General features: G+C 47.5%; 23 protein-coding genes and 1 pseudogene. 12 read left to right on the top strand and 12 right to left on the bottom strand.

Annotation, left to right across the window (positions count from 1 at the left end):
* Positions 1-182 precede the first annotated feature (182 nt).
* Complete coding sequence (locus QUA34_RS24045; RefSeq protein ID WP_333389575.1) at positions 183-5,570, top strand: DUF4347 domain-containing protein; 5,388 nt, start codon at positions 183-185, stop codon at positions 5,568-5,570.
* 145 nt (positions 5,571-5,715) lie between these two features.
* Here the strand turns inward: QUA34_RS24045 and QUA34_RS24050 are convergent, their stop codons facing one another.
* Positions 5,716-6,096 carry a c-type cytochrome gene (locus QUA34_RS24050; RefSeq protein ID WP_333389577.1) on the bottom strand — a complete coding sequence of 127 codons (381 nt, stop codon included), beginning with the start codon at positions 6,094-6,096 and terminating at the stop codon, positions 5,716-5,718.
* A 180-nt stretch (positions 6,097-6,276) separates the two neighbouring features.
* Here QUA34_RS24050 and petG point away from each other — a divergent pair, with 180 nt between their 5' ends.
* Positions 6,277-6,396 (top strand): cytochrome b6-f complex subunit V, encoded by a 120-nt coding sequence (gene petG, locus QUA34_RS24055; protein WP_006632329.1) that lies wholly within the window; start codon positions 6,277-6,279, stop codon positions 6,394-6,396.
* A 261-nt stretch (positions 6,397-6,657) separates the two neighbouring features.
* Here petG and QUA34_RS24060 read toward each other — a convergent pair whose 3' ends face one another.
* The 8 genes and pseudogenes from QUA34_RS24060 to QUA34_RS24095 all read right to left on the bottom strand — a co-directional run bounded on the left by QUA34_RS24060 (position 6,658) and on the right by QUA34_RS24095 (position 15,306).
* Complete coding sequence (locus QUA34_RS24060; RefSeq protein ID WP_333328452.1) at positions 6,658-7,740, bottom strand: glycosyltransferase family 1 protein; 1,083 nt, start codon at positions 7,738-7,740, stop codon at positions 6,658-6,660.
* Between the two features lie 98 nt (positions 7,741-7,838).
* Positions 7,839-8,909, bottom strand: a complete 1,071-nt coding sequence (locus QUA34_RS24065) for a glycosyltransferase family 1 protein (protein WP_333389580.1) — start codon at positions 8,907-8,909, stop codon at positions 7,839-7,841.
* Between the two features lie 14 nt (positions 8,910-8,923).
* The gene (locus tag QUA34_RS24070; RefSeq protein ID WP_333389582.1) at positions 8,924-11,053 is read right to left on the bottom strand and encodes a glycosyltransferase; all 2,130 of its coding nucleotides are present in this window, start codon (positions 11,051-11,053) and stop codon (positions 8,924-8,926) included.
* Positions 11,054-11,304: 251 nt separating this feature from the next.
* Positions 11,305-11,838 carry a hypothetical protein gene (locus tag QUA34_RS24075; protein ID WP_333328444.1) on the bottom strand — a complete coding sequence of 178 codons (534 nt, stop codon included), beginning with the start codon at positions 11,836-11,838 and terminating at the stop codon, positions 11,305-11,307.
* Between the two features lie 345 nt (positions 11,839-12,183).
* Positions 12,184-13,254, bottom strand: coding sequence for a glucose-1-phosphate thymidylyltransferase (locus QUA34_RS24080; protein WP_333083001.1), 1,071 nt, complete (start codon positions 13,252-13,254; stop codon positions 12,184-12,186).
* A 284-nt stretch (positions 13,255-13,538) separates the two neighbouring features.
* The gene (locus QUA34_RS24085; RefSeq protein WP_333389584.1) at positions 13,539-14,249 is read right to left on the bottom strand and encodes a M15 family metallopeptidase; all 711 of its coding nucleotides are present in this window, start codon (positions 14,247-14,249) and stop codon (positions 13,539-13,541) included.
* 45 nt (positions 14,250-14,294) lie between these two features.
* Positions 14,295-14,519: pseudogene (locus QUA34_RS24090) on the bottom strand (DUF433 domain-containing protein).
* A gap of 124 nt (positions 14,520-14,643) precedes the next feature.
* Positions 14,644-15,306 (bottom strand): class I SAM-dependent methyltransferase, encoded by a 663-nt coding sequence (locus QUA34_RS24095; RefSeq protein WP_333328438.1) that lies wholly within the window; start codon positions 15,304-15,306, stop codon positions 14,644-14,646.
* Positions 15,307-15,442: 136 nt separating this feature from the next.
* Here QUA34_RS24095 and QUA34_RS24100 point away from each other — a divergent pair, with 136 nt between their 5' ends.
* A complete protein-coding gene (locus QUA34_RS24100) occupies positions 15,443-15,826 on the top strand; it encodes a hypothetical protein (RefSeq protein ID WP_333328435.1) in 384 nt (127 codons plus the stop codon).
* Here the strand turns inward: QUA34_RS24100 and QUA34_RS24105 are convergent.
* Positions 15,815-16,234, bottom strand: a complete 420-nt coding sequence (locus QUA34_RS24105) for a type II toxin-antitoxin system VapC family toxin (RefSeq protein WP_333328431.1) — start codon at positions 16,232-16,234, stop codon at positions 15,815-15,817. The two genes, QUA34_RS24100 and QUA34_RS24105, sit on opposite strands and share 12 nt — an antisense overlap.
* The gene (locus QUA34_RS24110; RefSeq protein WP_333389586.1) at positions 16,231-16,668 is read right to left on the bottom strand and encodes a type II toxin-antitoxin system HicB family antitoxin; all 438 of its coding nucleotides are present in this window, start codon (positions 16,666-16,668) and stop codon (positions 16,231-16,233) included. The genes QUA34_RS24105 and QUA34_RS24110 overlap by 4 nt, the downstream gene beginning before the upstream one ends.
* Before the next feature lie 257 nt (positions 16,669-16,925).
* On the opposite strand from QUA34_RS24110, the gene rpmH reads away from it, so the two are divergent.
* From rpmH to QUA34_RS24145, 7 genes are all read left to right on the top strand, one after another.
* On the top strand, positions 16,926-17,063 hold the full coding sequence (rpmH, locus tag QUA34_RS24115) for a 50S ribosomal protein L34 (RefSeq protein WP_006632320.1): 138 nt from the start codon (positions 16,926-16,928) through the stop codon (positions 17,061-17,063).
* 42 nt (positions 17,064-17,105) lie between these two features.
* Positions 17,106-17,510, top strand: a complete 405-nt coding sequence (gene rnpA / locus QUA34_RS24120; RefSeq protein WP_333083007.1) for a ribonuclease P protein component — start codon at positions 17,106-17,108, stop codon at positions 17,508-17,510.
* A complete protein-coding gene (locus QUA34_RS24125) occupies positions 17,482-17,874 on the top strand; it encodes a PH domain-containing protein (protein ID WP_333161710.1) in 393 nt (130 codons plus the stop codon). The genes rnpA and QUA34_RS24125 overlap by 29 nt, the downstream gene beginning before the upstream one ends.
* 203 nt (positions 17,875-18,077) lie before the next feature.
* On the top strand, positions 18,078-19,226 hold the full coding sequence (gene yidC, locus QUA34_RS24130) for a membrane protein insertase YidC (protein WP_333083009.1): 1,149 nt from the start codon (positions 18,078-18,080) through the stop codon (positions 19,224-19,226).
* Positions 19,227-19,237: 11 nt separating this feature from the next.
* Positions 19,238-19,711 carry a R3H domain-containing nucleic acid-binding protein gene (locus tag QUA34_RS24135; RefSeq protein ID WP_333389589.1) on the top strand — a complete coding sequence of 158 codons (474 nt, stop codon included), beginning with the start codon at positions 19,238-19,240 and terminating at the stop codon, positions 19,709-19,711.
* A gap of 97 nt (positions 19,712-19,808) precedes the next feature.
* A complete protein-coding gene (locus QUA34_RS24140) occupies positions 19,809-20,321 on the top strand; it encodes a YceD family protein (protein WP_333389590.1) in 513 nt (170 codons plus the stop codon).
* Positions 20,322-20,429: 108 nt separating this feature from the next.
* Positions 20,430-21,938: an AAA family ATPase gene (locus QUA34_RS24145; protein WP_333389592.1), complete on the top strand. Its 1,509-nt coding sequence runs from the start codon at positions 20,430-20,432 to the stop codon at positions 21,936-21,938.
* Positions 21,939-22,015: 77 nt separating this feature from the next.
* Here the strand turns inward: QUA34_RS24145 and QUA34_RS24150 are convergent, their stop codons facing one another.
* Complete coding sequence (locus tag QUA34_RS24150; protein WP_333328416.1) at positions 22,016-22,138, bottom strand: hypothetical protein; 123 nt, start codon at positions 22,136-22,138, stop codon at positions 22,016-22,018.
* Positions 22,139-22,148: 10 nt separating this feature from the next.
* On the opposite strand from QUA34_RS24150, the gene QUA34_RS24155 reads away from it, so the two are divergent.
* The gene (locus QUA34_RS24155) at positions 22,149-22,610 is read left to right on the top strand and encodes an SH3 domain-containing protein (protein WP_333312207.1); all 462 of its coding nucleotides are present in this window, start codon (positions 22,149-22,151) and stop codon (positions 22,608-22,610) included.
* Positions 22,611-23,056: 446 nt separating this feature from the next.
* Positions 23,057-23,233, top strand: a complete 177-nt coding sequence (locus QUA34_RS24160) for a hypothetical protein (RefSeq protein ID WP_242724391.1) — start codon at positions 23,057-23,059, stop codon at positions 23,231-23,233.
* The last annotated feature ends 68 nt before the right edge of the window (positions 23,234-23,301 follow it).

Here is a 23,301-nt window from a genome sequence, read left to right on the forward strand (position 1 = left end):
GGAACAATATCCCCCTTTAAAACTTCTAAACAATCAAACTAACTCCGTTAGGGCTGGAGAGCACAAAAAAATGTTTTTGTCAATATTCAATTTAGGTGAAAGTTAGGTTAGATGAAATTAGGGGCGATCGACTCTCATCCGCGCCGGAAAAAGATTGATCGCTGCTGCGGTTGGTTTGTGATATGAATTTGATGTGTGTGTACCAGGAGAATTTGAACGTGGAACCCTATAAAGAACGGAAACACCAGATAGTTTTTGCAGATTCACAAGTTAAAGATTGTGAAAGTTTAACAGAAACGGTCAATCCCGATACAGAAATTGTTATTCTGAATGCTGATCGCGACGGGATCGAGCAAATCGCCGAAACACTTAAACAGCGGCAAAACATTGCAGCCGTCCACATTTTGTCTCACGGCGCAGCAGCCAGCTTACAACTGGGAGGCACAGAACTAAATCTCAGCAACATTGAAAGCTACCGCAATTATTTAGAAACATGGTTTGCTTTGCCAGCAGCCGAGGCAAACTCGAACTCTTCAATTACAGCTAAACCCGAAATTCTGCTTTACGGTTGCAACGTCGCCGCCACAGAAGCAGGTGTTGCCTTCGTGGAAAGGCTGAGCCAGCTCACGGGAGCAAATATTGCCGCTTCCGATAACTTGACCGGCAGTGCGGCACTGGGTGGAGACTGGGAACTCGAAGTAACTACGGGAAACATAGAAACACCTTTGGCATTTTCTGCTGAGGCGAGGGAAGCTTACAGTGCAGTTTTAGTCGCCACATTTGCCGAACTGCAAGATGCGATAACTCTGGCTAACGCTTTGCCCAATGCAGACACGATTTCCATCACCGGCAACATCACCTTAGCCGCCGGAGACGTTCTGCCCAGAATTTCCACCCCCATCACGTTTACCGGCGGCGGTTTCATCATAAATTTCGCTAATAACCGGGGCTTTTTTGTAGACAGCGGGACTGCCCCAGTCAGCTTTTCCAACCTGACATTGACTGGTGGTCGAGCGCTAGGCGGTGCCGGTACAGGCGGCGGTGGAGGTGCGGCCGGCATGGGAGGCGCACTATTTATCAACACCGGCGATGTCACAGTTAATAGCGTTACCTTCAATGGCAACAGCGCTACGGGCGGCGCGGGCAGCGCCGCCCCCGTCAGTCCTGCAGTCGCAGGCCCTGGCGGCAACACCGATTTTGCAAGCCTGTTTCCCTTCGTTTCCGCAGGTGGCCCCGGTCAAGCAGGCCTCCCGGGCTTGCCAAGTATCGGCGGGGCAGGTGGGCCCGGCGGCCCCGGCGGCAATGGTGGCGCTGGCACTGGCGGATTGCCAGGAACCGGTCTCAACGGCGGAATTGGTGGCGCGGGAGGGGTTGGTGGCAGCGGTTTACCGGGCGGTACTAATGGCGGAGTTGGAGGCATCGGCGGCGCTGGCGGCGCTGGCGGCCTCGTCGGAGGCGGTGGCGGTGGCGGTGGCGCTGGCGGCACCGGCGGCCCGCCAGGTTCGGGGATTGCAGGCGCTGGGGGCAGTGGTGGCGCTGGCGGCCTGGGTGGCTTTGGCGGCGGTGGCGGCGGTGGCGGCGCTGGCGGTACCGGCAGTGTCGCAGGTGCGATCGGCGGTGGCGGTGTCGGTGGCTTCGGTGGAGGTAGCGGCAGCGGTGCAGCATCAGTAGCCAGCACGACCCTCGGAGGTTTCACCCCAGGTGGCACTAGTAGCCCAGCCAGTGGCGGCGGCGGTGCTGGTTTGGGAGGCGCAATTTTTGTTAAGGGTGGCAGTTTGGCTCTCAACAACAGCACTTTGTTCAACAACACAGCAATAGGCGGCGATCCGGCCGGCCCAATACCCGCTACACCTGGTTTTGGGGCGGGTGCCGCGATTTTTGTCAACTTAGGCGCTAGTGCAACTCTCACTAACAACACCATTACGGCCAACACTGCTGATCCTGATCCGGTTTTTGGCCGCGGCGGCGGAATTGCTACTAACGGCGGTACGGTAAATCTCAGAAATTCGATCGTCGCAGGTAATGTTGGCGGCGCGAATCCTGACGTGTTCGGGACCTCTTTCGCCGCCACCAGTATCAACAATTTGATCGGGAATGTTACTGGCAGCAATTTACCTGTCGCCCAGCAACTGACAGTTCCTCTAGCAAATGTCATCGCCCTTACCCCAGGATTGAACCAGGCTACAGGCGTTCCCGTGACTTATGCTTTGGCTGACAGCACTGCGACTCCTAATCCGGCGATCGATACTGGGGATGCCACGGCTGCGGCTGCTGCTGGCGCGACGGACCAGCGGGGTGCTGGCTTTCCTCGGACGATCGGCGCTAGTGTTGATATCGGTGCTTATGAGTACGGCCCGATCGTCACAGGGGTTAAATTCAACGACTTTAACGGGGATAGCCTGCAAGGTGCCGCGGCGACTGAACCAGGTCTTCCCGGCTGGGTGATTTCTGTAGGCACGAAGAGCGCTACTACCGCAGCCGACGGCACTTACATCATCCGCGACGTAAAAACCGATACTCCGATTACAGAGGCGCCGCCCGTTGGAACGCCTGCTACTGCTTGGGTGCAGACACTCGGCCCGACTCCGGCAAATACGGGTATTGTTAATGTCACGGGTGCCAACTTCGGTAATTTCCAGAAAACATCGATCGCAGGCAAAACCTACACCGACCTCGCGGGCAACGGCTTCACGCCCGATGACACGGTATTAAACGGCATCACCGTTAACTTATACAAAGACACCAACAACAACAACACGCTAGAAGTCGGCACAGATACTGTTGTCGGCACTGCACAAACCACTGCAGGAGCAGGAGATTACACATTCTCGGAGATAGGCCCCGGCAATTACCTGATACAAGCCACTGCCCCAGCCAACTCCAGCATCTCTTTCCCCGCTGCAGCAATTCTCGTTAGTGCCCAAAGCGGTACTCCCGTCACCGGTCAAAACTTCGGCGTTTTCCAAAACATCACCGTTAGTGGCACCAAATTCACCGACATCACAGGCAACAGCTTCTCTGCTGACGACACCCCCCTCAACGGCACTACCGTTCGCTTGTTCAAGGATACTAACGATAACAGCACTTTAGATAGCGGTGATGCGGAAATTGCCTCTCAAGTTACCGGAACAGCGCCAGCAGCTCCTGGCACTTATACCTTTCCCAACGTCGGCTCCGGTCGGCACTTTGTGAGAGAAGACGTGCCGACTGGTTTCTCACAAACCGCCGGCCCGACTTTTTATCCAATTAACCCGGTCAGCGGCACAAACATTACGGCTCAAGACTTCGGCAACTTCCAGTTGGGCAAAATCAGCGGGATTAAATTTAACGATCTCAACAAAAATGGCATCCAAGATGGGCCAGAAGAACCACCGCTAGGAGGCTGGACAATCTACCTGGATGCCAACAACAACGGTGTCCAAGACGCAGTAGCCGCCGAAACAGGCACTAACGCCGCCGTCACCGATGTCGCCGGTAACTACCAGTTCACAAACCTGCCAGCCGGCACTTATACACTGCGGGAAGTGCCACAAACAGGCTGGACGCAAACTGTGCCCGCCGTCAATGCAGCCACGCCTACTCTTTCCGGCGCGTTTACGATCACCGTCACTAGCGGTACCGACTCCCAAAATAACAACTTCGGCAACTTCAAGCCCAATAGCATCAGCGGTCTGAAGTTCAATGACCTCAACAACAACCGGGTACAAGATACCGGGGAACTAGGGCTTGCCAACTGGCAATTCTTCCTCGATACCAACGATAACGGCACTCTCGACACCGGGGAACCGAACACCCTTACCGATGCAGCAGGCACCTACAAATTCCTCGATTTGTCAGCCGGAACCTACAAGGTGCGGGAAGTCTTGCAGCCTACTTGGACGCAAACTACCCCCGACCCGGATGACATCACTGTCACCAGCGGTCAAGACATCGCTAATATCAACTTCGGCAACTTCCAGTCGAGCACTATTAGCGGTCAAAAATTCAATGACCTCAACAACAACGGCCTTAAGGATGCCGGAGAATTGGGGCTAGGTAACTGGCAAATATTCCTCGACAGTATCAATCCCGATGGCATCTTTCAGCAGGGCGAACCCACTACCATCACTGATGCAGCGGGCAACTACACTCTCCGAGATATACCCGCAGGTACTTACCAGGTAAGGGAAGTCCAGCAAAATGGCTGGACGCAGACGACCCCCAACCCCGCCCCCGTTACGGTTAATCCCTCTGATAACATCACAGGCATTGACTTCGGCAACTTCCTGCCGCAACCCGGGGCGATCCGAGGTCTGAAGTTCCAAGACACCAACAACAATGGCACTCAGGATGCTGGAGAACCGGGTTTACCCAATTTCCAAATTCAGTTAACCAATGTCGTAGCTGGAACTGCTCCTGCTCCTGTTACTACTACCACAGACAACAGCGGGAACTACCTGTTCGCAAACCTAACGCCGGGAACCTACCGTGTCCGGGAAGTCAACCAAACTGGGTTCACCCAAAGCACACCCGAACCCGCCGACATCACCCTAACTTCGGGCGCTATTGTCAGCGGCATCAACTTCGGCAACTTCCCAGCGCCGACGCCGACGCCGACACCTGAACCGACGCCGACTCCGACGCCACCACTGCCACCTGTACCGACGCCGACGCCTGGACCTACACCGACGCCGACGCCTGCACCTGCACCGACGCCGACACCTGCACCTGTAACGACGCCGACACCTGCACCTGTAACGACGCCGACACCTGCACCTGTAACGACGCCGACGCCTTCACCTGTACCGACAGATTTGGTTTGCCCTGAGAACTTCCCCAGGATCGCTACTCCCAATCAGCCCGGCACTCCTTCACCGGCTGTGAGCAACGGCCCTAACGGTGACGATACGATCGTGGGTAGTGTCGGCAGTGACTCTATCTTCGGGTTGGGTGGCAACGATTTGATCTTTGGTCGAGGGGGCGGTGACTATATCAATGGCAATATAGCCAACGATACTATCTACGGAGGCATCGATAACGATACTCTCTTTGGTGGCAAAGGGTTTGACCTGATTTTTGGCGATCGCGGTAACGATACGATTTATGGCAATCGTGGCAACGACTCTCTTTCTGGCGACGAAGGCAATGACATATTGTACGGGGGCAAAGCCGATGACGTAATTTTGGGAGGCGCGGGCGACGACGTGCTATTTGGCGATCAAGGCAATGACACTCTCTGCGGCGGCGAGGGTAACAATACCTTAATTGGTGGCAGCGGCGATGATTTGCTCTTTGCTGACACCGGCGATGACTTGCTCTTTGGCGGCATTGGCAGCGATACCCTCGTCGGCGGCAGTGGCAGCAATGGCTTTGTCTTGTCAGCGGGCGGAGGAATTGACACGATTTTCAACTTCACCGCAGGAGTTGATTCGATCGGGTTGGTGGGAGGCTTGGACTTCAATCAACTGTCATTGACCGAAACTAATGGCTCGACGGCGATCGGAATCGCCAACAGCGACCGGATTTTAGCTATACTTACGGGCGTACAGCCGAGCCAGTTATCGGCTCAGAGTTTTAGCTTGCTGGTTTAGTCTGCATATCAAACTCGGCAGTTAAAACCGAGCATACACTTGCCTGCCGTCCCAGCAGAGAGGGACTAGCGGGAAACAGAACCTCTAAGCATGGGTTTCGAGGCTCTGCCAAAGAAGGGGAACGAATTCCGTTCCCCTTCTTTGGTCAAATTTGTTCGAGATACTTGAGCAAGTCGGCCATTTCTTGCGGACTCGGTTGAAACTGCGGCATTGGTGGGGTTTGCCCGCTGGTGACTTGCCGGATCAGATCGAATTCGGATTTGCGCTCGGACACTCCGTGCAAGTTGGGCCCGACTTGACTGTCTGAAACGGAGATGTGACACCCCGCACAGTTCATTTGAAAGATGGCGGAACCCTGAAACGGGTTGCCCGTGAGGGATAGTACGCTTTTGACGTAAGGATCGGCGACTTGAAACTGACGAATTGCGAGCGTCGCCAACATGGTGGCAAGCAACACCGCTAGCGCAAATATGGCAAGTCGCTCGATCGGGTTTTTAATTTCATTCCGGGCAAGTTGGTTATTCAAAGGAGTTCAATTAAAAATAGTATCTACAAGAAAATTTATTTCTCATAACATAGCTTAATCGTTCGCAGCGGGGAGAGCAAGGTCTGATACTCCCGGAAGGGCGTTTTTTGGCAAATTCATCTGTGTAAGTGCTGGTAATATTAAAAATAGGTTGTTAAATCTTAACGTTAAGGAGATCTCATGGTAGAACCGCTGCTTTCAGGTATTGTTCTGGGTCTAATCTTTGTTACTCTGGCGGGGCTGTTTTTTGCTGCTTATCAGCAGTACAAGCGCGGCGATCAGTTGGGTATCAATAAGTAAAAGGGTCTACAGTCCCTCACTCAGGCTGTCAGGGGAATTGGGAATTGGGAATTGGGCATGGGGCATGGGGCATGGGGCATTGGTTATTAAATCGGCCTACTGACTTCTTCCCTCTTCCTTTTTCCCTCTTCCTTCTTCCCTCTTCCTTCTTCCCTCTTCCTTCTTCCATCCGTTACATCCGTTGCCGAACTTCCCTCTTCCTTCTTCTCGACATCCGTTACATCCGTTACATCCGTTACATCCGTTGCCGAACTTCCTTCGTTAAAGATATCGATCGAGAATAGCAGCAGTTTCCAAGCCTGTTTTTTCCCAGCTAAATAGTTTTGCTCTGGCTAAACCGAGCTCCCGCAAGTGCGATCGAACTTTGGCATCGACTGCAAGCTCTTGCATAGCAGAGGCAATTTCCTCGACGTTGTAGGGGTTGACTAACCATGCGCCGTCCCCCGCCACTTCCGGCATTGAAGACAGGTTAGAGGTGATGACAGGAGTGCCACAGGCCATTGCTTCAAGCACGGGGAGACCGAATCCTTCCCAAAGACTCGGGAAAACCAGGGCGATCGCTTGGTTGATAACTTTGGGCAAGTCGGCTGGGGGGAGGTAATCTAGGAATTTTACTCGATCGACCAATCCCAATTCTTGAACCTGCGCTTTCAGCAGCAGCGTATAGCGCTTATCTTCTGAACCTGCTATCCACAATTCGTACTCGGAATTATCATGCAAAGCAGCAAATGCTGCTACAACTCGCTGCACGTTTTTATAAGGATTGTGGCGGCCGATATAAAGAAAATAATTGCTTGTTGGCAAGTCTAAAAAACGGAAAAAACTGGTATCGTATCCGGGGAAAATTGGCGTAATTAAATTAGTAGGAATATTGCAAAAATTATTGATATCTTTAGCAGTTGCTTCCGAGTCGCAAATGACGTGTTCAGCCTGCCGCAGCACTTGGGGAATGTAATAGCGGTGGTAAGGTGTCAGAGGATCGAAGCGGCGGGGAAATCGCAGCGCTATCAAGTCATGTACTGTAATTATATAGCGGCAACCTGCAAATAGAGGAGCTTCTGGAATTGGGGAAAATAACAGGTTGGATTTTAGCTGTTTGTAAATTTTGGGGAGTTGGGTTTGTGTCCACAGCAATCGGTTGATGTGTCCTTTGGTTCCTTGTTCTGGTGTGAGGTTTGGGGGGATTTGGTAGCAGTTGTTATTGGGGAAATTTTCGGCTGTTAGTAATGTTGGATTGAGGGACTTTAGGTGGGGAAATAGGTTTTTGGCGTAGATGGCTAAGCCGGTGGGTTTGGAAATTAGGAAGGAGAGGTTAATTAGTAAGTTAGATTGGGGATTGGGCATGGGATAATATGTAGATTGCGGTTTTTGGGTGGGATTTTTTTTATTTAACCGCAGAGGGCGCAGAGGACGCAGAGAGGAGAAAGGAAGAGAGGGAAGATTTAAAGATATTGCTGTAAGATGTTGGCGGTTGCTGTTCCGGTTTTGTGCCAACTAAATTGAGATGATCTGGCTAAACTAGCAGTTTTTAAGTTCGATCGCACTTTTGAATCTGTGGCTAGTGTTTGCATGGCTTCGGCTATTTCTCCGACGCTGTAAGGATTGACTAATAATGCGGCATCTCCGGCGACTTCTGGCATTGATGACAGGTTGGATGTGATGACGGGTGTGCCACAAGCCATTGCTTCTAAAATTGGTAAGCCGAATCCTTCCCAAAGTGTAGGGAAAACTAGGGCGATCGCCTGATTCATCAGTACGGGCAATTCAGAATAGGGAACGTAACCGAGAAACTTTACCAAAGATTGTAAACCTAATTTTTCAACTTGTGCTGTCAACTGCGGTGTGTAGGCATTGGGAGGCCCTGCTAGCCACAATTCGTAATTTGTGCGATCGGGCAAACTCGCAAATGCACCGATTAATCTTTCCAAGTTTTTGTAAGGATCGTGTCTGCCGGTATAAAGAAAATAATTTTTGGCTGGCAAGTCGAGATATCTAAAATTGATATTATCGCAAGCTAGGGGAATTGCGGTCATCTTTTTATGAGGAATTTGGAAAAAGTTAGCAACATCTGCCGCCGTTGCTTGAGAATCGCAAATAATGTGTTCTGCTTGCCGCAAAACCTGCGGTATGTAGTAGCGAAAATAAGCTGTTAATCGAGAAAACCGTCGGGGAAATCGCAAAGGAATTAAATCGTGAACTGTGACAATGTAGCGACAGCCGGAATACAAAGGTGCTTCGGGAATAGGGGAAAATATCAGGCTTGACTGCAATTTTTTGTAAATTTTAGGTAACTCAAACTGAGTCCACAGTAGCCTGTTAATTTGTCCTTTCGGGCCGCGATTCGGTGTCAGAGTTTCGGGAATTTGGTGGCAAGTATAATGGTTAATTTGCTGGGAAGTCAGTAATGTTGGTTTTAGCTTTTGCAGTTGCGGGAAAAGATTAGCTGCATAAGTTCCGATTCCCGTTGGTTCAGGACTTAAGAAGGATAAATTGATTAAAAGTGGGTTAGACACGCTTGAATTAGCCTTTAAGTTCGATCGAGCATTTGAGCTATATCGGCAGGATTTGGCAGCCGAATTGTAGCATACTCTTGGTGAAGAATATCAAAAAAACTATTGACTTTTTTCTCAAAATGTGCAAGTCTAAAGTTCTGACTGCGTTGCTGTGCACCAGCTTGAAGTTCTGCTAGCAAATCAGGATTAACAATTAGTTGATGTGAATGCTGGCACAGTTCCTCAAGGGTATTGAACACAAAGCCCGATCGCCCATGTTCGACAATTTCCGGTTGGCCGCCACCGTTGAAAACAATCGGAGCACAATAGTTGTGCATTGCTTCCACAGTCGCCATCCCGAAATGCTCAAATCTTTGAGGATTGACTTCACCCAAACCGCAGCCGTGCCAAAATATACTTGCTCTAGCATAAAGTGATTTTACCTCATCAAAGTCAACATTGACTTTGAGATCTATCGCCCTTGAATCTTGCTTCAATAAATTCTGAACCGTCTTTAAATAAGGATTTTTCGGAATGCTGCTGCCAACTAAGATTAGTCGCCATCCTTCCAGTTCTTTGGGATAATCGGCTAGCAAACAGCGGAAAGCTTTAATTAGTTCAATTTGCTTTTTTGTTCCCCCAGCTTCAAACTGTCCCACAGCCAAAATTATGTTTTCTTTCGGCACTTTAACTGTTGCCATTTCCACGGGCGGATAAAGCAGAAAAGTTGGCTGTAGGTTCCAGCGTTTCTCCAACCACTTGACGGTAAATTGACTGTTGGCAATAATGAAAGTGTAATCATCGACAGCAAAGTGACGGTTGCGGAAGGTATTGGGAAAGTGGCAGAAAAATACTGAGATCGGCGACAGTGGTTTAACTTTTTCCAGTTGGTTCGCGTTGATGAAAATATCGTAGTTTTTGCTTTCTCTGGCAATTTCATCAAAGGGATTTTCCATATCTTCCACGATGATGCTGGAATCGATACACTGCATTCCGCGTTTCTCGTAAAACGCCAAGGGCATAATTTTAATTTTGCATCCTGAAAGGTTGAGTCCGTACCAGGATTCTAAGTCGGAAACAGCAACTGGTTTGTTGGCGATAAAAGTAATGTCAAATTCATTTTGTAGCAGCGAGGCGAGGGTAGCGACGTATTTTTGACCCCCACCAATAAAATGCAGTCCGTGATCGTAAATGGCGATCGACATTTTGCGATCGCCCCGAACCACCTGCAATCGAGACAAAATGCGATCGATCTTCATCCGACTGTAAATCACCGCCAACTTTTCCGACAACTGTGGTAATACAGTTTCAATGATTTCTGGTTTCTGATAATCTAGAAGTTTTTTAATCGCGACAAATAAACTCTCGAACAGCAAATCGTACTGCTTGTTAGTAAAAAAATCAGAAGTATGAATTCCTTTGACTAATTGCAACGGTTCATGTTTTGCCAAATACAAAAACCGATTGCGGTTGCAGAAATACTCGGTAAGTTTGCTACCTTTACTCGAACCGCGATACTCGTGATGGGCGATAGCTGCGGGAGTATAAAGCATTTTCCAACCGCGTTTGTCGCAGCGTTTGGCAAACTCTACATCCTCAAAATACATCACAAAATCTTCATCTATCGGCCCCACATCTTCGAGACATTTCCTGCGGAAAAGTACCGCCGCCCAACAAAGCCCTTCGACTTCCCGTTCTGTATCGTACTGTCCCGCATCTTTTTCGCCAAAGCCGACATCTTGCCAATAAAAATTAGGTAATTGCTGAATACCAGCGCTGTTAATTCGCCCGTCTTTAAACAACAATTTGCCGCTAGCCGCACCTAATTCTTTATTAGTTTCTAGCCGTTTTACAAGAATCTCTAACCAGCGACTGTCAAGGGTAGCATCGTTATTTAGAAAGCCGATATATTGCCCTTTTGCTTCGCTGATGCCGAGGTTGAGGGCTTTCGCAAAGTTGTTGGCGGAGTTGACAAAAATCCGAACTTTGGGAAATAGTTCGCGCAGGGAAGCAAGGGAATCGTCTTGAGAACAATTATCAATTACAATTAAATCGAGTTGCGATTCGGGATACGCAAGTTTTTGTAGAGATTTTAAGCAATCTTTCGTGTGGCGCAGACCGTTATAGTTGACTATAATTAACGAACATATGGGCAGTGCAGTCATTCGATTTTAGATGTGAGATTTGAGATTGAGTAATTGAAGGATTGAAGAATTTTAGATTTTCGATTTGGAATTGAATAATTGAAGATTTTAGATTGAAAATTTGAATGATTGAGGGATTTTAGATTTGGGCTTTGGGATTTTAGATTGAGGAATTGAATAATTTTAGATTTTTGATTGAAGCATTGAAGCATTGCTCTCGCGAATAAATATGGGGCCTTGTGACCAAATTATTTTGGGTCATCTTTGATGCTTTATTTTTGTCGATCGAGTAATTGAGCGGTAATCTTCTCTAAAATAGCAGTATGTTGCTGCTGCACTGCTTTAATTTGCTCTATTTCAGACTGAAAAGTTGCGATCGCTCTTTGTTGAGTCTCAAGCTGTGCTGTAACTTCAGGATATTCGCTGCTGAATTCCGATTCAATTTTTTCAAAGATAGTTTGTTGATTTTCTTGCAATTTTTGCAATTGTGTGCTTAATGTATGCACGACCCGCGTATTAGCAAAATTGTAAATTACTTGTCGTTCGAGTACCGGTCTGAGCAATTTTCGGACTATTTTCCTAACGACGATGACTGCGGAACCGAGTCGCCTTTGGTAAGAGGTAATGGGGATATTATAAATGTCGAAACCTGCCTTTAAAAGGGCGATATCTTCATCATCTTCATTTTGGGCGATCGTACTATTTTCTGTTCCCAACAGCGACAGCTCAGCAATACCAATTCGAGGCTCCAAAGTTTGCCGCAATTTATGTATTATCTGTTGAGTTGGTATTTCTTCGTACTCCAAACTTTCCTCTCCTTGAGATAACTTAGTATGACTTAATTATGGAACAGGCATCTTTGCTGTTTCAATCATTGTAACTAATTGTGAACAAGCCGCTTTGCTGTGTGAATAATTGTAATTAATTGTGGAACAGGCATCTTGCCTATTCAAGGGCGGGCCGGATGCCCAACCCCTACTCCCCACAAGAAAATTTATCTCTTGTTAAATCAGGATTATTGGTTCCGATATGGGCAATATCTCAATTTAAGCTATAGCAATCCTAAATCATTTGTGAATTTCTTACTCCCTCCCCTAACCCGCGGGGAGGGTTGGGGTGGGGTAAAAAGTTTACGACTCTTGCAAGGATTGCTATAACTCAATTTGACTGTCATCACCAATCATAAACCGCAGAGCTTTTGGACGAGCCGGTGCATTGGTGAGTTGAGCTCGCTGCCCGATCACGCTGTCAACAATTCGCTGGTGAATGCCAACTATTTTCGCCCCTTGCAATATTACACTGTGTTCGATATCAGCATCAATCATCGTCACGCGATCGGCAATACTGCTGTAAGGCCCGATAAAGCAATTTTCAATGCGGCAATTTTCCCCAATTACCACTGGCCCGCGAACTGTAGAATTAATGATTTCCGTTCCTTCTCCTATTTGGACTCGCCCGATAATTTGACTTTTCGCATCTACTTTTAATTCAGTTGAAGCTACGATGCAGCTATCTAAAATGATTTGGTTTGCACTCAGCAAATCATCTTTTTTCCCCGTATCCAGCCACCAACCCTCTAAGTTGCAGGCTTCTACGTGTTTTTCCTGATTGATGAGCTGTTGAATGGCATCGGTAATTTCGAGTTCGCCCCGGGGCGAAGGTTGAATTTGATCGATCGCCTCGTGGATAGTAGGAGCAAAAAAGTAAATTCCCACCAGTGCTAAATTGGACGGCGGAACTTTGGGTTTTTCTACTAACTGCAAAACTCGGCCTTTCTCATCAACTTTTGCCACACCGAAAGCAGAGGGATTGGAAACGGGACGCAGCATAATCAGAGCGTCTAGTTTCTGCTTGTTAAAAATCTCTAAAAACGGATCTAACTGATTCTGAATTAAGTTATCTCCCAAATACATAATAAACGGAGAATCGCCCAAAAACGGTCTGGCAACTTTTACCGCGTGAGCGAGCCCTGCCGGCTCTGCTTGCAAGATATAAGTAATTTTCGCCCCGAAGCGAGATCCATCTCCTGTTTTCGTCTTCACCTCTTCCCCGGTTTCGGGACTAATAATAATCCCAATATCAGTAATCCCAGCCGCCACAATTCCTTCAATGCCGTACCACAGTATCGGCTTATTTGCTACAGGAACCAACTGCTTAGCACCCGTATAGGTGAGGGGACGCAAGCGTGTTCCTTTACCGCCAGAGAGGATGAGTGCTTTCATTGGGTGAACTCTGAGTTATCCTTTAGGGTTTGCGGTGCTGGCAAATATTGCCTGCACTTGTTAGCTCTCGTTGATTTTAAACCACCGCTACCCCGCTGGCAATAGTTGCAGTGTATCCTGACACAAATGATTTATTTTGCTCATACTTTTATAGTGCGGGAGGCACAGAGTGTCAGAAACCAGGTTTATTGCCACAAGAAGCAGTTAAAAGCTGAGGTTTTTGGTCAAAAAAACCCTTTCTTAAGGTCGCGGGTGCGCCCGTTCCGATTTAATTGCGTACCCTTTTAATAGCGGCCATATCGGGCAATCAATTGACTACCACTATTGTTTTGATTTGTCAACCAAGCCCACATCTGATCGCCCAGACAAAAATGCCACCATTCGTTAGGATGTTGCTGAAAACCCGCAGCTATCATCGCATTTTTTAATATTTGCCTACGACGGTGATATTCCTGTTTTTGCGGCTCCTTGCTATTACAAAAATAATCGGGATAAGAACGTTCTGATATTTCATCAATCGGAGAACCCATATCAATTTGCCGATTGTTTTTATCCACTAAAGTTATATCTAAAGCTGCACCTGTACTGTGAGGGGGAGGGGTTGCGCGATCGAGAGTGGGTACTGCCCAAAATTGATATACGTGTTCTATAATCACTTGGCGTTTGTCTTCGGAAACCGGAAATTCGCAGCCTTGAGCTATGGCAATTTGATTAAAAGTATAATCTACCATAAATTGCTGCACTTCCACCGGCCGATAAGCGTCAAATATCAGAATTTTCCAATTTTGATGATTTTGCTGTAGCTGGGTTTGAGCGGCGATTAAACTATCTACAACTCCTTGCCGCAAGTAGTAAGGGGAATCTGCTTTGCTGTTGTGATACGGTGCACCCAACTTTTGATAAGGGTGCGGCATTTCAAAGGCAAAATGTTCTGCTGGAATAGGGACTAAAGGTTCGCCACATTCGTCGATCGCTATTTGCTGGTATGGTTTCATATCAAGGTTTTACCCTACTTTATGATTACTGATGAACTACAATACTCAGTATATGCTTTTCACTTGATTCCGTCGCGCTGCAAATAGCAAACCAGCTAGAATATCCTCATGTTCTAAATCGTCATAGTCATCTATAATTTCTTTAGCATTCATACCCGAACTAAGTAATTCAATAATTAACTATACTGGATATCGGAGACCGCGCATACAGGGTTTTCCGTGACAGATATTTGGATCGAGTGTGATGCGCTGCAAAAGTTGGTTGTCCATATTTTAGGAACAAATATTAAATATATCCTAACCTAAAGAGCGTAGCTTTCGATGGGTTTGTAGTAAGGACTTTAGTGTTTTTAATCTCCACCTAAAGTCCTAAAGTCCTTACTGCCCCAAAATCCTAACTTTGGCGGTAAGCAACTACCGCATAAAACGGATCGCCACTTCCTATTCGCAGCATTTGCATAAAACTCGGCAAGTTAGGCTTGCGAACAATTACTTCCGGCTTACTAAATCCAGGTATATTCGCTCCTTTGACAGAATCAAAGTAACCCTTAACTAATTCGACCCGATCGCCCTCGGAACCTTCCCGCCAAGCCGCGATCGCCTTTTGATAAAACATCCGGTTGGAAAAACTGATAATTGCTACGCCCCCCGGCTTCAAAATTCGGTGAATCTCGGCAAAAATCGCATCCGGGTGTTGCAAATACTGTACCGAAACGCAGTTGACAACCGCGTCAAATTCTGCATCCGGCAGTGGCAATTTGGGATTTGCGTTCAAATTCTGCACGAAATAATGATTCAGTCTGCGATTTTTTGCCAACTCTTCTTCATTCATGCCGTGCCCTTCTACATGGGCAAATTGCATCTCGTCGGGCAAGTGAGAAACCCAACTGCTCATCATATCAAAAATCCGAGTATTCGGTTTCAGCCGTTCCCGATATAAATCGGTTAGTTGCTGAATAAATCCATCGTCTACGTGCGTTACAAACCGGGGATAGGAGTAGAACAAATTGTCGTCGGTGTCGTCTAACTTGGTGCGTTGGTCGGCTGGAAGCAACATAAATTCAGATCGCAACTAGATTTACTCTTTCTAGTTTAAGAACAATTAAGAATTGTTAACCGATCCGACAGAGGGCGGATTCCCCGTTTTAGCGTAGCATTCGATCGCCAAAAAACCGACTTACACCCTTTGGGGCTTGTGGCAAGAAGACGGTTTGCCGACTTCCGGCATTGGCGACAAAACTGCAAGAGGTAGGCGGGACGCTGACAGGCGCGATCGCATGGCAGAAAGAGGCCTATTCCGTCGGGAGAGAGCCACGCGCATTTGGCGCATTTGGCTGAGACACTCTGGCGTCGTCTGCGATCCAAAAGCGATGGCTGCCGCTGTTGCCACCGAATTACTCAGCCAGCATTTCGCCAACTTCATCGAGTTGGTTCGGCTCGAACAGGCCGGTGGCGTCGGCCAGGGCGATCGGCGCGGCGGTGTCATTGGGTGTAGTTGGTCCAATCATGGTGAACTCCATCGAACTTTTTTCCACAACTACATCATGCTCGATCGCACATCCCAATCATTGCACTGACCAGTCTTCAAACCTCAATCCAGGGATTCTTTCAAAATCTCCGCGATTCCGGGTAAGTAGAATACCGCTTTTTGCAAGTGCGATCGCGGCTATCCGTAAATCTTGCGTGCCAACGCAGATTTTTGGCCGCCAAAATTCCCTATAATTTTCAGCATCTAGATCGAAGTCAAGCAACTCAAAATCGGTCAGATAGTTAATGGTTTTTCGCAGACTTGCATAAGCTGATATTATTTCATTCCCTGATGTCGCTCGTCTGATACGGTTAAGTCGTCCATACATTTGCTCTTCAAATTTAACGATCGTAATAGCAATATCTTTTGGATTAACTTCACTGACACGCTGCACTATTTGTAGATTACCCTGCCCAAAAAGTGTGGCAGGGTCTGTATCAAATATCCACAAAGTCACTTAGCTGTTTCCTCCACCTCAATTTTATTGGTGGCTTCTGCTTCAGCGAGTCGATCGTAATATTCTGCGATTTGTGCATTCCTGTCGCGGCGCAGTTCTGCAATATCTTCTAGCATCTCATCAAAGTGCGGATCGTTTTTAAAAGCTCCTCCCCACTTCATTAAAGGATTTTCAGTTTGGGGAATGTCTACTGTCAGAGAGACTATTTCGACTTTTTTTAGACGCTCGGTCAACAATCGGTGCAAAATTTTTAAAGCTTCTTCTTTAGTAGATCCTGATCTTCTGCACTCTGGCAACTCCCAAACTATTGCGCTGTAGAGGTCTTCATCGTGCTTTTCAATTAGAAGTTGATAAGTTAATTGGGTTACAGGATTCGGAGTAGGGGTTAATACTGTGGCATTCTTCTGTTTTTTCTGGTTGGTTATATTTGGCATTTTAACGCATTGTTTTTCCAACATCCAATTAATTCTTTTCGCAAGGCTTTCAATAGATGTCAGCGGTTCAGAACGCCACCGCACTTAAAGCCTGCGGGATTCTAGCCTTTACCAATCATTCAAGGCTGCGATCGCAACTTCACTCTTAGTCTCAATTCAAATCATCAAAACATTATTGCCAAGAAAACAACTCTATGGTACACTAGAAGATTGTGAATATTAATCAAAAGTAAAGTAACAAGCCGGGAGAAATCAAAATGACACAGCAAACCCTGCACGGAACCAGCCGCAAAAGAAAAAGAACATCCGGTTTTCGCGCCAGAATGCGTACCGCAACCGGTCGATTGGTAATCAAAGCTCGCCGCAGCAAAGGTCGCCACCGCCTCGCAGTCTAGCACTGCATCAAGGTTGAGAGGCCTCCACGATCGCCCTACGCCATGTTGCCCGAGACAAACCGACTTAAGCACCGAAAAGACTTCAGCGCCGTCTACCGCAAGGGAATGCGCCGCAACTCGGCCCATTTCAGTTTAAGAGCTCTGCGTAAACCAAAAAGCGCCGAATTTGCGAAACCGACAGACGAAAAATCCTTGCAGCCCACTCGCACAGGCATTTCCATCAGCCTGAAAGTCAGCAAACGCGCTGTAGTCCGCAACCGGATTAAGCGTCAGATTCGGGCAGCTTTGCGACAGCTATTGCCCCGATTAAAATTCGGGTGGGATTTAGTAATTGTCGTGCGTCCGATCGCACAAGAGTGCAATTATGCAGAAATTCTGCAAGAATTAGAGCAGTTGTTGGTAGAAGCCGAGGTACTAGATGGGAATTCGAGAGGAAGTATATTATGAAGGCGGCCCCGCGCCCGGAGACTTGATCCTGAATTTACTCCTGGGGCTGACTGTGGTGGGAATCCCCCTAGCAGTAGGAGCAATTGTCCGGGCTCTGTGGCTGCGCTATCGGATCACGAGCCGCCGAGTGTCGGTAACTAGCGGTTGGATGGGGGGCGAGCAGACAGACGTTATCTACTCAGATATAGTCAAAATCGTCACTGTACCTCGCGGTTTCGGGACTTACGGAGACATGGTGCTCACCATGAAAAATGGCAGTCGCTTGGAACTCAGAGCTATGCCGAAATTTCGAGCAATGTATGACTACATTAACGAAAAACTGCCCATAGCCGCTCAAAAAGCAAACGCGGCCAAAGCTAAATAACCGAACCGCTTCGCCCTCAAATCAGGGTAAAGTGAGTGCGAGTATTGGCAAACTCATTACAACAAACCCGCAGACTGGGCGGTCGATCGACAGGCAATGTCCTAAGATAGAGACAAAACCCGAAAAATTGAGGCGGCTCGCGTTCAGCGGGTGAAAATAGTTCTCAACAGTAAACATAGAGCACCTAAATTAACTCAAAGCGAATGGATTTTGGTATCTCGTTTCTCTCCAACAACCTCATGCTCCCGATCCTAGATTTTTTCTACGGGATCGTGCCAAGCTACGGTTTAGCGATCGTAGCTCTGACGCTCGTGATTCGCTTTGCTCTTTATCCTCTCAATGCAGGCTCTCTTCGCAATATGCGGCGCATGAAAGTAGCGCAGCCATTGATGAAAGAGCGAGTAGATCAAATTCAAAAACTCTATAAAGAAAATCCTGCAAAACAGCAGGAGGAAATGAGCAAAGTATACAAAGAATTTGGTAATCCTTTAGCAGGATGCTTCCCATTGGTGCTGCAAATGCCAGTGCTGTTTGCACTGTTTGCAACGCTCAGGGGTTCGCCGTTTTCTGACATAAATTACAGCGTTAACGTTCAAGTTTTGCCGAAAGAACAAATCGAAACTGTTCAACCGCAAGCTTTTGCTACACCGCCACAAAATATTTACGTCACAGGTACTTTTCATGCTCCTGTTGTGGGCGTAATTCCAGGCGGCGACAAACTCGCAATCGGCGACACAACCAAGATTAATTTTCAAACCCCAGAGGGCAAACCTCTCAAAGTTTTAGCAGCAGAAAATAAGAGCGAAATCGACTTTGAACCCGGCTGGAAAGTCATCAAAGGCGAAGAAGTGGTCAAGGTAGATGAACAGGGTAACATCACGGCATTAGCGCCCGGTGAAGCCACAGTTCAAGGCACAATCCCCGGATTGGCTACTAACAAAGGATTCCTGTTTATTGAAGCTCTAGGTCGCGTTGGCGCGATCGACTCAGACGGTACAATCCACTGGGATATTTTGGTAATGATCCTGGGCTTCGGCATCAGTTTGTACATTAACCAAACCCTTTCAGGACAAGCACAAGGGCCAAACGACAACCCCCAACAGGCTACAGTTAACAAACTAACGCCAGTCATATTTTCAGGGATGTTTTTGTTCTTCCCGCTGCCCGCCGGCGTGTTGATGTATATGCTTATTGCTAACATCTTCCAAACAGTTCAATCGTTTATTTTGTCGCGAGAACCGCTGCCCGAAAACCTCCAAAAAATAGTGGACGAAGCAGAGGCGAAAACCCAAAAAGAACAAGGATTAGATGCACTTCCCTTTGAGCCCAAGCGTTCTAAGAAAAAGGCTTGATTTTAACAACAATGAAAGACTCTCAAATGCAGCGCGGACAGGCATGGTTAGAAGAATTGCTACAACTGTCCGCAATTCCTTCAAAAGTGGTATGCGAACAACAAAAAGATTGCTATTGGATGACAATAGATGAAAGCAATTTGACTCCAGAACAAGTTGCAATCTTAGTCGGGCCAAACGGTAATGTAATAGATGCCATTCAGTACCTCTGTAACACGGTTCAGAATATAGGTCAGGAAGTAGAGGAGTCAATTCCTTATACAGTTGAACTAAATGGCTATCGCATCCGCCGCCAAGAGGAATTGCGATCGATGGCAGAGTACGCAGCAGATCAAGCCCGATCGACGGGAGTTGAATTTGAACTCAAATCGCTGTCTTCGGCAGAACGCCGTCAAGTCCACAGCTTTTTGAGCGAATGTGAGGATATAGAAACTTACAGTCAAGGACAAGAACCTGATCGGCGTTTGGTTGTGCGACTGCGCTGACGCTAGAGAAGGAAGAAGGAAGAAGGAAGAAGGAAGAAGTTAAAAATTAACTATTCCTTTTGACCTTTGAATTCAAGAAGTAGGAAGGCAAAAGATTATGGAGACAATGTATATCCCTCATCTCCTCACAAAAACAGAGCGGAAAGAGGTCATTGATTTTGAAGAATTTATCCCCGATTTAGAAACTCTTACTCCGGTGCGAGGACGACTGCAAGTGACTCACCAAGGGAATTATCTTGAGGTGAAGGCGAAAGCAGAAACAATAGTTACTCTCACCTGCCACAGATGCTTGAAACAATACAATCATCGTTTGGCACTTAACTCATCGGAACTAATCTGGCTAGAAGAAACAGCAAATCAAACAGATTCAAGTTCAGCAGAAATAGAAGTGGCTTTAGAAGATTTGGTGGAAAATTTGTCGCCAGGTGGCTATTTCTCTCCGGGCGATTGGGTGTACGAGCAAATGTGTTTGGAACTGCCGCACAAACAGATATGCGATACAGAATGTCCGGGAATTTCTTTAACTGATGATGCAAATACAGAAAGCACCGAAACAGTCTCAGATAGTCGCTGGGCGTCTCTGGAAGCACTTAAACGGCAATTGCCTTAGTCAGTGGGCAGTGGGCAGTGGGCAGTTGGCATTAGCTAATAAGAAATAACAAATAACAAATAACAAATAACCACTGACAACGAACAACTAACCACTGACAACTGACTAATGACTATTTTTAGCGACGAGTTTGAACTACTCCTGCGATCGCGCTACCCCCTCATTTACATTCCCACACGGGAAGAAGAGCGCGTAGAATCGGCGATCGCCCAATCCGCCAAAAAACAGGGTTCTCGCGCTGTCTACATCTGGGATTTTGTTGATGGCTACCAAGGCAATCCCAACGATACCGGTTTTGGCAAGCGCAACCCGCTGCAAGCTTTGGAATTTCTCGAAAAATTGCCAGCCACCGCGCCGGCAATTTTTATTCTGCGCGACTTTCAGCGGTTTTTGGAAGATGTCTCGATTTCCCGCAAGCTGCGGAATTTGGCGAGACTCCTCAAATCTGTGCCCAAAAATATTGTCATCGTATCTCCTATAGTTTCGATCCCGGAAGACCTCAGCGAAGTGATGACTGTTTTGGAGTTTCCCCTGCCTGCGGCCGCGGAAATCAAAATTGAGGTAGAAAGGCTATTAGGGGCTACCGGACAAGCCATTGAAGGGCGTTTGCTGGACGAAACAGTGCGCTCCTGTCAAGGGCTGTCGCTCGAACGAATCCGTCGAGTTTTGGCCAAGGCGATCGCCACCAGAGGCGAACTCCACCCCGACGACGCGGAACTGATTTTAGAAGAAAAGCGCCAAACAATTCGCCAAACTCAAATTCTGGATTTTTACCCGGCCCGCGAAAATATATCCGATATCGGTGGTTTGGACAATCTCAAAGAATGGCTGCTGCGGCGTGGCGGTGCTTTTTCCGATCGAGCCCGCCAATACGGTTTGCCGCATCCCAGAGGTTTGTTGTTAGTCGGAATTCAAGGAACCGGAAAATCCTTAACAGCAAAGGCGATCGCCCACCACTGGCATTTGCCTTTACTACGCTTGGATGTCGGGCGTTTGTTTGCCGGATTAGTAGGAGAATCGGAATCCCGCACCAGGCAAATGATTCAGCTAGCCGAAGCTTTGGCCCCCTGCGTGCTGTGGATTGACGAGATAGACAAAGCTTTTGCGGGATTAGACGGTAAAGGGGATTCCGGCACAACTAGCCGGGTGTTCGGGACATTTATTACTTGGTTAGCAGAAAAAACTTCGCCGGTGTTTGTGGTAGCAACAGCCAACAACATCCAGTCTTTGCCGCCAGAAATGCTGAGAAAAGGCAGGTTTGACGAAATATTTTTTGTGGGTTTGCCCAGCCAGGAGGAACGGCGGGCGATTTTTGAGGTACATTTGTTGCGGTTGCGATCGCACAGCATCAAAAATTACGATTTAGAGCGCTTGGCTTACGAAACTCCCGATTTTTCAGGGGCCGAAATCGAGCAAACTTTGATTGAAGCAATGCACATTGGGTTTAGCCAAAATCGAGACTTTACGACAGATGATATTTTAGAATCAGCTAGTCAGATGGTGCCCTTAGCCAGAACGGCTCAAGAACAAATCCAGTTTCTTCAAGATTGGGCCGCTGCTGGGAAAGCTCGCCTTGCTTCTAGATACGGCAGTTTGAGCCGCCGGATTCAAGGTTAAGCTTTTGAAGTCAGTAGTCAGTAGTTAGTAGCCAGTTGTCAGTTGGCAGTTACCAGATTTTACTCAACATTCAGCAGTCAACACTCAAGAGTCAACCTTCTTCCCTCTTTCCTCTTCCTTCTTCCCTCTTCCTTCTTCCCTCTTCCCTCTTCCTTCTTCCCTCTTCCTTCTTCCCTCTTCCTTCTTCCTTCTTCCTTCATTTGCGGTTTTATGAACAGTGTATATAGCGTTTTCAAATTTTTAGTAGGTTTTCTGCTAGCGATCGTCCTGATGGCAGGTGCTAGCGTGGCTGCTGCACTTTACTTTGCCGCTAAGCTAACTACTTTGCCCGAAAAACCAGTTTTTTCCAACGACAAAACACCAGCTCAGGTTGCGGGCGCTGCGCCGAAGTCAACAGCCCAGGCTAGCCCTGTTTCTACATCTAGCGATGCCCCGTCTCCCAAACCGCTGGAACCGGGAGCTTACCGCGCGATGGTGACTCAGCCGATCGGCTTAATTCTCCGGGATACTGGTAGCCGAGACTCGAACCGCATTGGCGGTGTTGGTTACAAGGAAAGAGTCGTAGTTTTGGAAGAGTCGCCCGACAAAGAGTGGCAGCGAATTCGGATTGAGGATGGCAATCGCGAAGGTTGGGTCAAAGGTGGCAATACTGAAAAAGTTGAGGACGAATAAAAATTAGACAAAAAATATACTCTTGTGATTGTGAGGGCAGCGAAGCAATCGCAGTGTGTGATTCTTCACCAAGGTCGGTTTTTTTTCTGTCTTTTGCTTCAAATGGCAAGGCACATATTTTTTACAAAAAGTCAAGTTAAATTTATTTACGATATTGGAGATTGCTGGGTAAGGCGCACAGATTGTGGGTGCGATCGCCACTGCCAAATCCTGAATTTGACATAAAAGCCCATCAGACAAAAGGTTTCCAAAGCTAAAACTCAACAGAAAAACTCGAAAATACATAATCCCAACTTATGTTATTCAGGAGAGTATGTTAAGAAAATTAGCAAAATTTTAAGGTTAGTTGCAAAACTCAGGCGGTTGTCACCGCCGCAGAGGCAAGAGTGGTAGCTTGGATTACAAGATGTAAGTTTTCAGCTTAACAGCTACCAACAATAAAAAATATGTACGACAAACGTCCCGATCGAGATTTGGCGACTGCTGCTGTTACTGCAGCTTTGGGAGCTGGGGTCGTTACCTCTTTTGCGGTGAGCAGAGGGCAAAATCCGCTGGTAGCTATCGCAATTACTATTTTTGCAGCGGGAGTAGCTGTAATTTGCGATCGGTTCGGCTTAATTTAAGCGATCGTCGATTTTTTAAGAGAAAGTCAACTTATCAAAAAATCCCCGCCCTATTTGCAATTAGCAAA

This window comes from Microcoleus sp. POL10_C6, from assembly GCF_036701585.1.
Taxonomy (GTDB): Bacteria; Cyanobacteriota; Cyanobacteriia; order Cyanobacteriales; family Microcoleaceae; genus Microcoleus.